This window comes from Flavobacterium pedocola (assembly GCF_053764385.1).
In genome coordinates this window covers 439,072-455,439 of record NZ_JBSNCR010000004.1, presented here as the reverse complement: position 1 = coordinate 455,439, position 16,368 = coordinate 439,072, and the positions used below count along the sequence as shown (strand labels likewise).

The 16,368-nt window shown below is 39.9% G+C and carries 15 protein-coding genes; 9 read left to right on the top strand and 6 right to left on the bottom strand.

All coding sequences use genetic code 11. The features are described 5' to 3' along the window. The first annotated feature begins 54 nt into the window (after positions 1-54). The 8 genes from ACWPKD_RS12040 to ACWPKD_RS12005 all read left to right on the top strand — a co-directional run bounded on the left by ACWPKD_RS12040 (position 55) and on the right by ACWPKD_RS12005 (position 9,998). A complete protein-coding gene (locus ACWPKD_RS12040) occupies positions 55-495 on the top strand; it encodes a Fur family transcriptional regulator (protein WP_026981084.1) in 441 nt (146 codons plus the stop codon). A gap of 54 nt (positions 496-549) precedes the next feature. Then, positions 550-1,821, top strand: a complete 1,272-nt coding sequence (locus ACWPKD_RS12035) for an adenylosuccinate synthase (RefSeq protein WP_455412922.1) — start codon at positions 550-552, stop codon at positions 1,819-1,821. 268 nt (positions 1,822-2,089) lie between these two features. After that, positions 2,090-3,670, top strand: a complete 1,581-nt coding sequence (locus ACWPKD_RS12030) for an OstA-like protein (protein WP_455412921.1) — start codon at positions 2,090-2,092, stop codon at positions 3,668-3,670. An 87-nt stretch (positions 3,671-3,757) separates the two neighbouring features. Further along, the gene (locus ACWPKD_RS12025; RefSeq protein WP_455412920.1) at positions 3,758-4,951 is read left to right on the top strand and encodes an aspartate aminotransferase family protein; all 1,194 of its coding nucleotides are present in this window, start codon (positions 3,758-3,760) and stop codon (positions 4,949-4,951) included. 153 nt (positions 4,952-5,104) lie between these two features. Next, complete coding sequence (locus ACWPKD_RS12020) at positions 5,105-6,508, top strand: tetratricopeptide repeat protein (RefSeq protein WP_455412919.1); 1,404 nt, start codon at positions 5,105-5,107, stop codon at positions 6,506-6,508. 73 nt (positions 6,509-6,581) lie between these two features. Next, the gene (locus ACWPKD_RS12015) at positions 6,582-7,328 is read left to right on the top strand and encodes a shikimate dehydrogenase family protein (RefSeq protein WP_455412918.1); all 747 of its coding nucleotides are present in this window, start codon (positions 6,582-6,584) and stop codon (positions 7,326-7,328) included. Between the two features lie 191 nt (positions 7,329-7,519). Beyond that, on the top strand, positions 7,520-9,406 hold the full coding sequence (locus tag ACWPKD_RS12010) for a DUF349 domain-containing protein (RefSeq protein WP_455412917.1): 1,887 nt from the start codon (positions 7,520-7,522) through the stop codon (positions 9,404-9,406). Positions 9,407-9,491: 85 nt separating this feature from the next. Beyond that, positions 9,492-9,998: an OsmC family protein gene (locus ACWPKD_RS12005; RefSeq protein ID WP_455412916.1), complete on the top strand. Its 507-nt coding sequence runs from the start codon at positions 9,492-9,494 to the stop codon at positions 9,996-9,998. A gap of 5 nt (positions 9,999-10,003) precedes the next feature. Here ACWPKD_RS12005 and ACWPKD_RS12000 read toward each other — a convergent pair whose 3' ends face one another. From ACWPKD_RS12000 to def, 6 genes are all read right to left on the bottom strand, one after another. Further along, positions 10,004-10,507, bottom strand: coding sequence for a hypothetical protein (locus ACWPKD_RS12000; protein WP_455412915.1), 504 nt, complete (start codon positions 10,505-10,507; stop codon positions 10,004-10,006). Positions 10,508-10,509: 2 nt separating this feature from the next. After that, positions 10,510-11,646 (bottom strand): hypothetical protein, encoded by a 1,137-nt coding sequence (locus tag ACWPKD_RS11995; RefSeq protein WP_455412914.1) that lies wholly within the window; start codon positions 11,644-11,646, stop codon positions 10,510-10,512. Positions 11,647-11,658: 12 nt separating this feature from the next. Then, complete coding sequence (locus tag ACWPKD_RS11990; protein WP_455412913.1) at positions 11,659-11,976, bottom strand: antibiotic biosynthesis monooxygenase family protein; 318 nt, start codon at positions 11,974-11,976, stop codon at positions 11,659-11,661. 52 nt (positions 11,977-12,028) lie between these two features. Further along, positions 12,029-12,802 (bottom strand): nucleoside triphosphate pyrophosphohydrolase, encoded by a 774-nt coding sequence (gene mazG, locus ACWPKD_RS11985; protein ID WP_455412912.1) that lies wholly within the window; start codon positions 12,800-12,802, stop codon positions 12,029-12,031. Positions 12,803-12,911: 109 nt separating this feature from the next. After that, a complete protein-coding gene (locus tag ACWPKD_RS11980; protein ID WP_455412911.1) occupies positions 12,912-13,334 on the bottom strand; it encodes a DUF5606 family protein in 423 nt (140 codons plus the stop codon). Positions 13,335-13,388: 54 nt separating this feature from the next. Continuing rightward, positions 13,389-13,976, bottom strand: coding sequence for a peptide deformylase (gene def, locus ACWPKD_RS11975; protein WP_455412910.1), 588 nt, complete (start codon positions 13,974-13,976; stop codon positions 13,389-13,391). Positions 13,977-14,130: 154 nt separating this feature from the next. On the opposite strand from def, the gene ACWPKD_RS11970 reads away from it, so the two are divergent. Further along, positions 14,131-16,344 (top strand): FUSC family membrane protein, encoded by a 2,214-nt coding sequence (locus ACWPKD_RS11970; protein ID WP_455412909.1) that lies wholly within the window; start codon positions 14,131-14,133, stop codon positions 16,342-16,344. The last annotated feature ends 24 nt before the right edge of the window (positions 16,345-16,368 follow it).

Here is a 16,368-nt window from a genome sequence, read left to right as displayed (position 1 = left end):
TTTCACCTCAAAAAAAATAAGCTTATCTTTGCCGGTCTTTCATAGCAAACCTCAATGGAAAATAGTAAGAATCAGGAAATTGTAAAAAACGTATTCACCAAATACCTTGAAGAAAAAGGGCACCGTAAAACACCGGAACGCTACGCCATTCTTCAGGAGATTTATGAAAGTCAGGAGCATTTCGACATTGAATCGTTGTACATTAAAATGAAAAATAAAAACTATCGTGTTAGCCGAGCCACGCTTTACAATACGATAGAATTACTATTGGAATGCGGTTTGGTGCGCCGTCATCAGTTTGGACAGAATCAGGCACATTACGAGAAATCGTATTTCGACAAACAGCACGACCACATCATCATGAGCGACACCGGAGAAGTAATCGAATTTTGTGACCCGAGAATCCAGACGATCAAACAGACCATCGAGGAAATTTTCGGCATTGAAATCCACAACCATTCGCTTTATTTCTACGCTACCAAGAAACAGGAATAAACTAAAGTCGGGCAATCCGGCATAACAATAACAACTAAAACAACAAACAACACAATGACGGTAGATTTACTGCTAGGCCTACAATGGGGCGATGAAGGAAAAGGAAAAATCGTAGACGTTCTAACTTCAAAATACGACATCATTGCTCGTTTTCAGGGCGGACCAAACGCCGGACACACACTTGAATTTGACGGAATCAAACACGTTTTAAGAACGATCCCATCGGGTATTTTTCACAAAAATTCCATCAATATCATCGGAAACGGTGTAGTAATTGACCCGGTAGTTTTCCAGAAAGAATTGGAAGGTTTAGAGAAATTCAACATGGATTTAAAATCCAAATTACTGATTTCCAGAAAAGCACACTTAATTTTACCAACACACCGTTTGTTAGACGCTGCTTCGGAAGCTTCTAAAGGAAAAGCAAAAATCGGTTCCACTTTAAAAGGTATTGGACCAACGTATATGGATAAAACCGGAAGAAACGGAATCCGTGTAGGCGATATCGAATTAGCGGATTTCAAAGAAAGATACAGAAATCTTGCAGACAAACACGAAGCCATGATTGCGTTCTACGATGTAGACATGCAGTACAACTTAAAAGAAATGGAAGACGAATTTTTCGCTTCTGTTGAAGTGTTGAAAACCCTTCAATTTATTGACAGTGAAGAATTCCTGAACCAGGCTTTAAAAGACGGAAAATCGATTTTAGCGGAAGGCGCTCAGGGTTCATTATTAGATATCGACTTCGGAACTTATCCGTTTGTAACTTCTTCAAACACAACAGCTGCCGGAGCTTGTACCGGTTTAGGAATTGCACCGAACCGCGTAAAAGAAGTATTCGGAATTTTCAAAGCTTATACTACTCGTGTAGGTAGCGGTCCTTTCCCAACAGAATTATTCGACGAAGTTGGTGAAACCATTGCAAAAGTTGGTAACGAATTCGGTTCGGTAACCGGACGTGCCCGTCGTTGCGGATGGTTGGATTTGGTTGCTTTAAAATATGCCGTGCAAGTAAACGGAGTTACGGAATTGTACATGATGAAAGGTGATGTACTTTCAGGATTCGACACTTTGAAAGTTTGTACAGGCTACAAATACAATGGTGAGATAATCAACCACTTACCCTACAATATTGAAGAAGAAAACGTAACACCGGTATATGTGGAGAAAAAAGGCTGGAAAGCGGATTTGACAGGAATGACCAAATACGATGAATTACCGGCTGAATTAAAAGAATACGTCGAATTCATTGAAGCTGAAGTTGGTGTACCGATCAGAGTAATCTCTGTAGGACCGGACAGAACACAGACTATCTTGAAATAATTCACAAACAAAAACCAATTAAAGGCTTCTCGACACGGGAAGCCTTTTTATTTAAAGATTTTTTTTTAAACTTCAATTACTTTACTCTTGTCTCTTGTCTCTTGTCTCTTGTCTCTTGTCTCTCACTAACATAAATAATTCTTAACAGAAAAAATCATTCGCGTATTTTACTTAAATTTGGGCAAAATTTCACACATTGAAGAATCGTTTTCTATTCATATTCTGCACGCTTTTCATCTGTTTGTCCTTATCGGCACAGGAAAAAAAAGTGATTAAAATTCTAAATTCGGATTTCATCGACATGAACCAGACCGAAATTCCGGGTGCGACCCTGTTCACCGGAAATGTTCAGGTGGAGCACGACGGCGTTTTGATCCATTGCAACAAAGCCTATCATTTTAAAGATGAGAATTATGTAAAAGCTTTCGGAAACGTCCGCATAACGCAAGGAGACACCATTTCACTTACCAGCAAATATGCCGAATACAACGGAAACCAGCAATTTGCCTTTGCTACCGGAGATGTGGTTTTGCGTTCACCGGAATCGACTTTAACCACCGATACCATTAATTTCGACCGAAGCATTCAACAGGCGTATTACAACAGCTACGGAACGATCATCAACAAGGAAAACACCTTACGAAGCAAATCAGGCCGTTATTTTGTAAACGAAAAGAAATACCAGTTCAAAACCGCGGTAACCGTTACTAGTCCGGAATCCACCATTAAGACCAATCACCTGGATTATTATGAGGAATCGGGTCATGCGTATGTTTTTGGGCCATCAACCATCAACAACAAAGGCAACATAATTTATACCGAAAATGGCTTTTACGACACCAAAAACCAAACATCAAATTTGTCCAAAAATTCCACCATTACCTATCAGAACAGGAAAATCAAGGGGGAGAAAATATATTACGACGGTAAACGGAATTTTTCATCAGCCACCAATAATGTACGGATTACGGATTCCATTAACCGAATGGTCGTAACCGGGCATTATGCTGAAATGCACCGTGCGAAAGACTCGATGTTTATCACCAAAAAAGCGTTAATCGCCAGTTTCGTGGAAAATGATTCGGTTTACATTCATGCGGAAAAATTATTGGTAACCGGAAAACAGGGCGAACGCATAGTACGCGGGTTCAGAAATGCGAGAATCTTCAAATCCGATATGAGCGGCAAGTGTGATTCCATCCATTCTGATCAAACCAAAGGATTGACACAATTAATCGGAAGACCGATTTTATGGAGTCAGAAAAGTCAGCTCACCGGTGATATTATGCACCTGATCGGCAACAACCAAACCGAAAAACTCGATTCGTTAAAGGTTATGAATAACGCGTTTATTATCCAGAAAGACACCATCGGAAACGGGTACAATCAGGTAAAAGGCATGAACCTTTACGGAAAATTCCGCGACAATAAACTTTACCAAGTTGACATGGTCAAAAATACCGAGATGATTTATTACATGTACGACAACAAAAACGAATTGGTAGGCATTGACAAAGGCGTTTGCAGTTCTATTCATCTGGAACTTGAAGACAATCAGATTCAAACCGTTACCAAAATAACAAACCCGGAAGGACAGATTTACCCAGAAAAAGATTTTCCTGAAAACGCCAGAAAGCTACGAGGTTTTGTGTGGCGCGGCGACGAGGAAATAAAACGCCTGGAGGATATCTTCCCTGCCGAAGAATTAGCTTTAGATGAAAAAGCACAGATTCAAAGCAAAAAAGACGCTGTTGAAGCTGAAAAACCAATGGAAATCAAAAAAGAAACCCTGGAATACGGCAAACCGGTTAAGAAAGCAACTCCGGTTAAAAAGAAGAAGAAGAAATAGGAAACAGTGGTCAGTTAGCAGAAGGCAGTTTTTTCAATCCTCAGCTACCAAATAACCATATCCACAAATTACCACACCCCGAATATAATGCTTAAAGATTTCTACAAATACCAGGCACAGACTTCCCCTCACCCACTCGGAATGGAAGTTTCCCATGCCAAAGGATCCTATATATACGACACCAACGGAAAAGCCTATCTGGATTTTGTTGCCGGTGTTTCTGCGTGTACACTTGGACATCAACACCCAAGAGTACGTGAAGCTATTGTAAATCAATTGGATAAATATACCCATGTAATGGTATATGGAGAATATGCCCAAGATCCGTCTGTGGAATTGTGTAAACTTTTAGCCGAAAACACACCTGCACCTTTAGACAAAGTCTATCTGGTAAATTCAGGAACGGAAGCCACGGAAGGCGCTTTAAAACTAGCCCGACGCGTGACCGGAAGAAGCCAACTGATTTCGTGTTATAACGCTTATCACGGCAATACTATGGGTTCCATGAGCGTGATGGGGTTTGAAGAACGCAAACAGGTTTTTCGCCCATTAATTCCCGATGTGGATTTCATCACTTTTAATAACGAGGAAGATTTACTTAAAATCACCGAAAAAACAGCCGGAATAATCCTTGAAACCATTCAGGGCGGTGCCGGATTCATTCAACCGCAAAACGATTTTCTTAAGAAAGTCCGCCAGCGCTGTGATGAAGTGGGCGCTTTACTGATATTGGACGAAATCCAACCCGGTTTTGGCCGTACCGGAAAACTTTTTGGTTTTGAAAACTACGATATCGTTCCGGATGTGGTCGTAATGGGAAAAGGCATGGGCGGAGGAATGCCGGTTGGTGCGTTTATGGCCAAATCGGAATACATGGATTTACTGAGCCACGATCCAAAATTAGGACATATCACTACTTTCGGAGGGCATCCGGTAATCGCAGCCGCTTGTTTAGCCACCCTGAAAGAACTGCTGGAGACCGATTTAATGCCAAAAACCTTGGAAAAGGAGCAATTAATCCGTAACTTATTGGTGCATCCTTTAATCACGGAAATTCGCGGTGAAGGATTGATGCTGGCAGCTATGACAGAAAGTCCTGAAATCACCAATAAAGTCATTTTCAAATGTCAGGACAAAGGACTTATATTATTCTGGTTGCTGTTTGAAGGCTGTGCTATCCGTATCACACCGCCTTTAACCCTTTCGATGGAGGAAATCGAAGAAGGTTGTGGCATCATTCTTGAAGCTATGAATGAAGTGATGGATGAAATCAGGAATTAGGGATTAGGATGAAAGAATTACGAATTACGAATACTAATTACTATCGACTAATTACTGATTGTTAATAATATTGTTTACAACCTACTAACGTTCATCATAAAAAGGCTGCAAAGTCTTAGTAATTTTAATAAGGATATTTTAAACAACAGGAGTATGTATTTGAGTAACGAGGAAGAGGAAAACAGTTTATCCTTATCAAAGTTCGAATCTATGTTGAAAACCAACAAGGTATTCTTCTTTGACTCCGAAGAGTTTGAAGACATCATTCTTCACTATCTTGACACGGGGAGAATAAACTTGGCCAAAAAGGCCTTAAAGTTAGGTTTAGAACAACATCCCAAATCGACCGGTTTGAAGTTAGTTCAGATTGAGCTCTTAGTATTTGAAGACAAGCTTGACATTGCCGAAAGACTTTGCAATGAATTGTTTGCCATTGAACCGACCAACGAAGAAGTTTACATCCAAAAAGCCAACATCCATTCGAAAAGAGACGAGCACGAAAAAGCAGTGGAAATGCTTAAAACCGCTCTGAGATACACCGATGATTATGCCGATGTGTATAATTTAATCGGAATGGAATACCTTTTCATGGACGAACTGGATTTAGCTAAAGAAAATTTCATCAAATGTCTGGAGGAAGACATTGAGGACCACTCTGCGCTATACAACGTTGTATATTGTTTTGATTTCTTAGACCAGAACAACGAAGCAATTTTGTTCCTGAACAGTTTTATTGACCGAAATCCATACAGTGAAGTAGCCTGGCACCAATTAGGCCGTCAGTATTACACCATTAAAGATTACGATCAGGCTGTTCGTGCGTTTGATTATGCGACTTTAATCGATGAAAATTTCTTAGGTGCTTATCTTGAAAAAGCCAAAGCCCTTGAAAAACTAAAAAAGTATCAGGAAGCCATTGACTGCTACAACATCACCATGGAATTGGACGATGCCACTTCTTTTGCGCTATTGCGCGTGGGGAAATGCCATGAAAAACTGGGTAATCCGGAATTGGCTTTACAGTTCTACCAGAAAACGGTTCATGAAGATCCATTGTTGGACAAAGCCTGGATTGCGATTACGGATTTTTACATCCGCCAGAAAAACTTCCAAAAAGCCTTGTATTATGTAAACAAAGCGATTGGTATAGATAACGAAAACAAGTTATACTGGAAACGTTATGCCGTAATCAACAAAGCGCTAAACTTCTTTGAAGAGGCCGAATACGGATTCCGAAAAGCCATCGAATACGGTGATTTAGAATTAGACACCTGGTTATTCTGGGCAGACATCTTGCAATTTTTAGGCGAATTCGACAGTGCCGTTCAAACGCTTTTACAGGCCGCCGAATACTTCCCTGAAGAATACGAAGTTGAATACCGATTAGCCGGCCTATATTTCATGCTACAGGATGAAATCAAAGGAAAATTCCATTTAACCAACGGATTACATCTGAATTTTGAAAACAGAACCGTATTGGAAGAATTATTCCCGGTAATCTGGAACAGAAAAACCGTACAGGATTATATCCAGAAACATAAAAAAGCAGACGAATAGTAATTCAAATACCACATTTTACTATTATCTTTATGGTCAGTTACAAAAGTTACTGACCATAATTTTTTTTATAATGAAGCTTAAAAAGAAAAAATTCGGTTTATTGGGAAAAAACATCAGTTATTCCTTTTCCAAAAAATACTTTACTGAAAAATTTGAAAATATTGGTTTCGATCATTTCTCTTATAAGAATTTTGATGTGGAAAACGTAGACGATTTCAAACAAATAGTCGCCACCACCAAAAACTTAAAAGGACTGAACGTCACAATTCCTTACAAAGAAACCGTCATCCCTTTCCTGACCAGGCTTTCCAGAAACGCTGAAGTCATCGGGGCTGTCAATACCATAAGAATTTCCAAAAAAGGCAACCTGAAAGGCTACAACACCGATTTTTACGGCTTCAAAAAATCATTGAAACCACTGCTGAAAAAGAAGCATCAGAAAGCGTTAATTCTAGGCACGGGAGGCGCAAGTAAAGCCATAGCTTTTGCGTTGAGAAAACTAAAAATCGAATTTGATTTTGTTTCCAGAAACCCTTCAGAATACGAGTTCTCCTATGACGAACTGACCAAAGAGGTTTTTGAAGAATACCAGATTATCATCAACACCACACCTTTAGGCACTTTCCCAAATGTAGAGGATTGTCCTCCTTTGGACTATAGCCTTTTCACAGAAAAACACATCGCTTACGATTTGGTATACAATCCTGAAGAGACAAAATTCCTGCGATTGGCCAAAGATAATGGTGCAACTACCAAAAACGGCTACGACATGCTGGTTTTTCAGGCGGAAAAAGCATGGGAAATCTGGAATAAATAAACCCAGAAAACATCTTTCAGAAACCAACCCTGCAAGACTGTTAAATACAATTTTTAAAAAGTAAGAATTATCCTTATGTTATAAAAGATGTATTTCAACTGATAATCTGTTTATTTAACCTGATTTCCTTTGAATTATCGGCCTGCTTTAGTATCTTCGGCAAAATAATGTTAACCTTAAGCATTTAAACAATGTTAGAAGAAAAGAATGATAACCTGCCAGAGGCAGACGGACAGGAAGAGATTATTCAGGACGAAACTGTTCAAAACGAAAATCAATCGGCTATCGAAGCCATTGAAAGTTCTAATGCCGAAGAAAGTGAAGACGAAAGCATCAGCGAAGGGCACGATATACCGATGCTCAACTATGAAGCCATGTCGATGGAAGAACTGACCGACGAGCTGAACAAACTGGTTTCCAATGAAAAAGTAATGTCAATTCGCAATCACGTGGAAGAAATCCGCAAGGATTTTATGGTGAAATACCATCATTTCATTGATGAAAAGCGTGATGAATACAGCCATGAAAACAATGGCGACACCAGTGGGTTCGATTACCATTTCCCGCTGAAGAACAAATTCGACGGCATTTACAACAAATATAAAGACCAAAAAAACCAGCAATTTAAGGTAATGCAGAACAGTCTGAAACACAATTTAGACCTTCGCCTTGCCATCATCGAAGAATTGAAAAACCTGGTGGACAATTCCGGCGATAACATGCAGGAAACCCTTAAAAATGTAAACGAGCTTCGTGAACGCTGGAAAAATGCAGGACCGATTCCGCGTGACAAATACAATCACGTCTGGAACAACTTCCATTTTCATATTGAGCGTTTTTACGATCATCTTCACTTAGACCGTGAAGCCCGTGATTTGGACTTTAAGCACAATTACGACCAGAAACTAAAAATCATTGCCCGCGTTGAGGAATTGGTAAACGAAGAAGATGTAACCAAGGCTTTCCGCGAATTGCAATCGTTACATAAAATCTGGAAAGAAGAAATCGGACCGGTTTCGCGTGAACACCGCGAGGAGTTATGGAACCGTTTCAGTGAACTGACCAGGCAACTACACGACAAACGTGAAGGATTACTGGCCAAAGCAAGAGAGTTTGAGGTGGAAAACCTTAACCGTAAAAAAGAAATTATCGCCCAGATTGATGCCATAGCCAAAGAAGAAGTTGTTTCCCACAACGTATGGCAAGGTCAAATCGAAAGAATTGAAGCATTGCGCACGGCTTTCATGCAGGCGGGAAAGGTTCCGATGGAAGTAAACGAGGAAACCTGGACTGCTTTTAAAGATGCGGTTCGCAACTTCAATGCACAGAAAAATGCTTTCTATAAAGACATCAAAAAAGACCAGCAGGACAACCTGAACAAAAAACTGGCTTTGGTGGAAAAAGCAAAATCATTACAGGACAGTGACGATTTTAATGCCACGACACCAATCATGAAGCAGATTCAGGAAGACTGGAAAAAAATCGGCCATGTCCCGAGAAAATATTCCGATAGTGTATGGAAGGATTTCAAGGAAGCCTGCAACCATTACTTCGACAAAATGCACGCCAAACGCAACGAAGCCAACAGCGAAGAAATCGAGGCTTTTGAAAGCAAAAAAGCATATCTGGAAAGCCTTAAGGAATTCCAGTTGACCGGAGAGCACAAATCCGATCTGGATGCTATCAAAAAACACATCGAAAACTGGAAAGCTTTCGGAAGAGTACCGCACAACCGTCGTCATATCGAAGGAAAATTCAATAAAATTTTAGATGCTTTGTTCGACAAATTGAGCCTTTCTAAAAAAGATGCCGAAATGGCCAAATTCAACAACCGTTTAGGACAACTGGCAGAAGGCGACGAACGTCAGCTTCAGAACGAGCAGATTTTCATCATGCGCAAGATTGACGAAGTGCAGAATGAGATCTTCCAGCTTGAAAACAATATTCAGTTCATTTCCAACGCCAAAGCAGACAATCCTTTGGTAAAAGAAGTCAACAAGAGCATTGACCGACAAAAAGAAGAATTAAAACTGTGGAAAGAAAAACTGAAACAAATCAGAAGCTTAAAACAGGATTAATTACCAATACAAACCGCAGTTTCATTACGAGATTGCGGTTTTTTTTATGATTTGCCTATCAAAATACAAACCTAAATATTACCGTATGACCAGCGAGGAATTAAGAAAGCTACAAACGCCTTTAAAAGAAAAATATACCGAAGACGTCCAAAGCGCTTTAATCACACTGAAGGCAAAAGGCAGCCTTGGTGAAAATGTTTCCTGCAAAATTGAAACGGGACATAAGATTTCCGAAGCAGGCCTTCATCCGGCTACCGGTGGAAGTGGTTTACAGTTGTGCTCCGGGGATATGCTACTGGAATCTTTGGTCGCCTGCGCAGGTGTAACCCTTAATGCAGTGGCTACTTCTCTCGGGTTTATTATAGAAGAATGCATCATTAAAGCAGAAGGCGATTTAGACTTCAGAGGAACACTTGGGGTTTCTAAAGAGGCTCCTGTTGGTTTTAAACAAATACGTTTAAGTTTTGAAATCAAATCCAATGAACCAGAAGAAAAGCTGCAAACGCTTTTAAAACTGACCGAACGCTATTGTGTGGTTTATCAAACCTTGATCAATGCAACTAAGGTTGAGACACGAATGATTAATCAATAAAGTTTTTATTTTCCAATTTCATCTTTATACAGCAATCGGATGGAATTAAAATAATCCGAACAAAAAGTGATTACCCGTATAGCATCAATGTCAAAAACAAATTCATAAGAAGGTTCCAGAGTACCGTCAGACAAAACCATATCTATAATTAAGTCCAAGTTTTTAATAGTATTTATTCTTCCATAAAACAATTCCGTTTCATCTTCATCTTGAAATTCAAACAAATCAAACTTATTTTCACTCCATTTCAGGAAATTTTCAGTAGATAAAAATTCAAAATTTTCTGGAACAGCATCAGATTCGTTTTTTAACTTCAGAACACGTTCTATCAACTTCTCATCCTCATCCGTTCTTCTGGAAATAATAAATTCTTTTTTATACAATCTAAATCCGTCAATAACATAATCAACCGGAATATGCTTCACTAATACCCATTCGTCATTTTCAGCCAACCATAAACCTGTCTGAATATCATTCCAATCCTGAATTTCAAAACGTTCTACTTTCATGCTTATTTTCTCTTATAATCAAAAGTTGCAGGAAACTTTCTGGTGATAATCGAAGGCTCAGACATGATTTTCTTACCGTATTTCGGTGTAATCTGGGTATCCGTATAACTTTCGTTTTTGTATTTTTTGTGCTCTATAATGGCCGAAATCTTCACATTTACGTCTATACCTTGAACGTAATTGTCGTTTTTCATCATTACGAAGTATTTCCCCTGCAATAAATTAGGCTCCGTAAAACGCTTGTAAGCCGCAACTCCTTTACCGAAATCATACGACTTGGAAGGTTTCTGCTCTAAGAACAGCTTCTTGTTTTCCTCGTTCACCAAAGCATACTCCACATCTTCTCCATTGGAAGGCAGTGCAAGGTTTGTAATCGCTCCGGCTGCAATTCCTCCTAACGGTGTGGTAAAATACGTAGCGACACCCTGAACGGCGCCTACAATCATTTTACGGTTCTGGTTCCAGTATTCGTTACTTTCCTTTCCGACACCAACCCAATACGCCCAGGCAATCACTTTTTTGGTTTCATTTTCGGAAACTTCATTTTTAGGCAATTCAAAAAACACACTGGTCGTACTTGAATCGAATGTGGTTTTCGCATTTACACGCTGGCTTTTATCCAACACCATTTCCTCTAATTTCTTCTCGTAAAAAGCCACTTTCCTGGTTTTCTGCAAATGAAGGGTGTCATAGCCCACCACGACATCTTTGGTAACGGAATTCCAGGTCGTATCCTGCTCCGTCACCCATTTCACCGAAGTATTAAAATTGGCCGTATTATCACTTGTGGTAATACGTTGGATCAGAAGATTTCCTCTTAACTCAACATCGCCTGTATTTTTAAACTGAAATTTATAAACCGATTTGTGATGCACCGCAATTTCTTCTTTCTTTACCTTTTTTACATCCAGCACCTTGAATTTAGTCACATCCGGATACTCGGAAACCGCAACTTCACTGATTTTATTACCGTTTTCTTCCACAAAGGTGAATACGATTTTATCGCCTTCGTTAAATCCGAAAAGTAATTCTTCGGTGGTATTTGGCTTAATAACTAATGCCTGTTCGGTTACTTTAACGGCTTTCTGGGCAATCGCAACATTTGCAAGTAACAGTATTACTAAAACTATTTTTTTCATTTATCAATTCAATTATTTCGTAAAATCATAATCGCGTTCCACTTTGGCGATACGCACTTTGAACGTTTTGTACCAATCACTTCGGCCTGTTTCACGGGCAATGGTATGTTCGGCATTCATTTTCCAATTTTTAATCGACTCGAGATCCTGCCAGTACGAAACGGTAATACCGATATCATTCCGGGCGGATTCGACACCCAAAAAACCAGGTTGCTCTGCAGCCAATTCCACCATTCGGTCTGCCGTTTGCGCATAACCTGCTTCTACTTCAGTTCGAACCGAAGTAAAAATCACGGCATAATAAGGTGCTTCCGGTGTTTTTGCTATCATACTATAAACTATTTACTGTGACTGTGACTGTGACTGTGACTGTGACTGAAAACTAAAGTCTTTTCGCTTCTTCCCAAAACACGTCCATCTCAGCCAGTGTCATATCCGAAAGCGGTTTCCCGATTTCATTCGCTTTACTTTCCAGATACATGAAACGCTTCATAAATTTTTTGTTCGTGCGCTCCAAGGCATCTTCCGGGTTGATATTCAAAAACCGTGCATAATTGATCATCGAGAACAAAACATCGCCAAATTCGGCTTCTATTTTATCCTGATTTGCAGTCTCCACTTCATGTTGCAGTTCTGAAAGTTCTTCCTGGACTTTTTCCCAAACCTGCTGCGGTTCTTCCCAATCAAATCCGACTCCTTTAACCTTATCCTGGATACGGCTGGCTTTTACCATGGCCGGCAAGCTCTTTGGCACACCTTCCAAAACCGATTTTTTACCTTCCTTTAGTTTGAGTTTTTCCCAATTCTGTTTTACTTCTTCTTCATTTGCCACGACCACATCACCGTAAATATGCGGATGTCGGTCAATCAGCTTGTCACAAATCGAATTGGCTACATCAGCAATATCAAACGCCTTTTTCTCGCTCCCTATTTTGGAATAGAACACGATATGCAGCAACACATCGCCCAATTCTTTCTTGATTTCGTCCAAATCGTTGTCCAGAATGGCATCGCCCAATTCGTAAACTTCCTCAATGGTCAAATGACGTAAACTCTCAAGGGTTTGTTTTTTATCCCACGGACATTTTTCACGCAGATCATCCATGATATCGAGTAATCGGCTGAAAGCGTCCAGTTGTTGCTGACGTGTGTTCATAACTTCAGAATTTGTGTAAAAATAAGAAATCCCACCCGAAGGCAGGAATTTATTAGTAAGCAGTCTCTGTTTTCAGTAATCAAAACCAAAGCCTGACTTTGAATTAAAATTATTCTTCAGTCTTATCCGCTTCCACTGCTGCAGGAGCTTCTTTCGAAACCATTCCTTTTGCCTGAAGCATGTTGTACCAGTTCAGTACTTTTTTGATATCCGAAGCATATACTCTGTCCTGATCGTAATCCGGTAAAACTTCAGCAAAATAAGCTTCTAACTTAGCGTTATCTTCTTTATGTGAAATAGCTGGACCGTTGTCTTCTTTTTCAGCAATCTTTCTGAAAACTTCAGACAAACGAACTTCTCCGCTGTTAGTATAAATGGAAATTTCAGATAACAAACTCACGTTGCTTCTCATACCCACAGTAACTTTTTTACCATCGATTAAAGACTCGGCAACAAATCCGGTTCTTGTTTGTAATTTCAAATCGTATAATCCCGGTTTACCTGAAATAGCTAATATTCTTTCTATGCTCATTGTGTATTATTTTAAAGGTAGCAAATATCTAATCTTTCGTTTGAAAAACAAAAATTATCGCCCTTTTTTGGCGGCAAATTTCATTTTATAATCAGGACGGGCTTTCCCCTCCATAATGTTTTGTAATTTCTTGGATATTAAACGTTTTTTCAATGAAGATATTCTGTCGGTGAACAAAATTCCTTCAATATGATCGTACTCATGTTGTATCACTCTGGCAATCAGCCCGTCATACACCTCGGTATGTTTATTAAAATCCTCGTCGTAATATTCAATGGTGATTTGCTCGTGACGGAAAACATCCTCGCGAACATCCGGAATACTCAAACAACCTTCGTTAAAGCCCCACTCTTCCCCTTCTTCTTTCAGGATTTTAGCGTTGATGAAAGTCTTTCTGAACGTTCTCAATTGTTCTTCTTCTTCTTTCGATAAATCATCGCTGTCACTGAAAGGTTCGCAATCCACAATGAAAAGACGGATTGCCAGTCCAACCTGTGGCGCTGCCAAACCTACACCATGCGCATTATACATGGTTTCATACATGTTAGCAATCACTTCTTTAAGACTTGGGTACTCTTTTGAAACTTCTTCCCCTACTTTGCGGAGTACCGGATCGCCGTATCCTATAATCGGTAAAATCATTTTCTACTACTTAATTATGCCGCAAAAGTAATCAAAAAAGAGACAAATAGACAGCCTTTGAACCGTTTTGACTTTTTTTAAACACTATATGTGAAATGATTCTTAAATTTATAGTACGTTTTCTTACATGCCCCTACCTTTGCATCGGTAAACTATGATTCAGAAAATCAGAAAATACACGGATAACACCAATTTTGCAAACGCTGTAAAAGCTACGCTTTCGTGTGTACTTCCCGTTTTGCTATTAGCACCGCTAGGTCATTTCCAGGAAGGCTTCGTGATGGCACTTGGCGCTTTGCTGACTTTCCCCAGCGATGTTCCCGGCAGCCTTAACCACAAAATAAAAGGTATCCTTATCGCTATCTTTCTGATCACGGGCACCAATCTTTTTTTAGGGTTTATTCAAAATTTCACCTTCATAGTCTATCCGGTTTTGCTGTTGTTGGTGTTCTTTTTTTCAATGCTCTCCGTTTACGGGCACCGGGCGAATATGATTTCGTTCGTCTGCCTGATTTCGGCCACTTTGGTTTTCAGTCATTCGTATACGGGTGCAGAACTTTTAAAACACTGCGGTTATATCTTACTTGGCGGTTTGTTTTACCTGTTTGTTTCCCTATTGTTTTATTTTTTAAGACCGCATCGGTATATCGATTTGCAAATTGCTGATTGTTTGCGGCTTACCTCAAAATATTTAAAACTCCGCGGCGATTTATGGAATGCCGATGCCGACCGGGCTCAAATCATTGAAAAACAGCTTGAACTTCAGGTAGAGATTAATACGATTCATGAAAACATCCGCGAATATCTGATCCGGAATGCCATCAATTCAAACAATTCCAACCAGAACAGACGCAAACTCATCATCTTCACCAATTTAGTGGAAATTCTGGAGATTGCTTTATCGTTTGCTTTCAACCACGAGAACCTTCATCAGAAGTTTGACAGCCATCCGAAAGTAATGAAAACCTATCAGGATTTGGCTTATACCATTGCCGAAACGCTCAAAAAAATGTCGGTAAGTTTAAAAGCCGATACGGAATACGTTTCAGACAACCAATTGTTCCAGGCGCTGGAAAATCTTGAAATCACCATCAAAGAATATCAGGCAGAAGCAGGAAACACCAAGGCCTCCGAAGGCGTTTTAATGCTCAAAAACATGCAGCATTACGCGCAAAGGCAAATCGAAAAAATCAAAGTGATCGAACAAGGCATAACCGGATCGATGAGTCCGGAAATTCTGAATCGCAAAAACAAAGAGATTGAAAAATTCCTGACCCCACAGAATTACCAATTTAGTACATTACTGGAAAACCTGAGTTTTTCTTCGACGACTTTCCGGCATTCACTACGCTTATCGCTTACCATTCTGATTGGTTTTGTCATTGGAAAACTGCTGCCGTTTCAAAACGGCTACTGGATTTTACTGACGATAGCCGTAATCATGCGACCGGGTTACGGACTGACCAAACAACGCTCTTTTGAACGCATTTACGGAACGCTTCTTGGAGGTGCCATTGCTTTCGGCATCCTCTATTTCGTTCAGGATCATTATGTTTTGGGAACCTTATCTGTAATTGCCATGATTTTGGGCTACGCTTATTCACAGACCAATTATAAAATCGGGGCTACGTTTGTTACGGTGTATGTGATTTTTATTTTCGGAATGATTACCCCTAACGTACTGGAAGTGATCCAATATCGGATTCTTGATACGCTTTTGGGCGCTGCTTTGGCCTTCCTGGCGAATTACTTTTTATGGCCTTCGTGGGAATTCCTGAACCTGAACAAATACCTCGAAAAATCCATTGTGGCCAATCGGGATTATATAACGGAAATTACGGCGTATTACAATCAAAAAGGGGAAGTGACGATTCCCTACAAATTAGCCCGCAAACAGGCTTTTATCGAAATCGGAAACCTGATGGCCTCGTTCCAGCGGATGAAACAGGAACCGAAATCCAAGCAGAAAAACATGGCCATGATGTACAAATTCGTGGCACTGAACCACACGTTACTTTCCTCGGCTGCTTCGTTAGGCACTTATGTTCAGTCACACAAAACCACTAAAGCTTCGGAAGCCTTTAATATTGTGGCAAATTCGGTGATTCGTAATTTAAACCTGGTGATTGAAACCCTGAACAGCAAAAGTAATTTTTCGTTATCCGATGCCGAAAAAGAACGTCTGGACCTAAGTTTTACCGAACTGAAAAACATCCGGGCGATGGAGTTGAAAAACCAGGGAATTGAAGATGAAGATTTCCGCCAGAAAATGGAAGAAGCACAATTGGTGATCGACCAACTGATCTGGCTGATCAACTTATCTGAAAACCTACTGAAAGTCGCTAAAACACTTCATACTAAAGCATAAAAAAGCACCCAATTAAGGATGCTT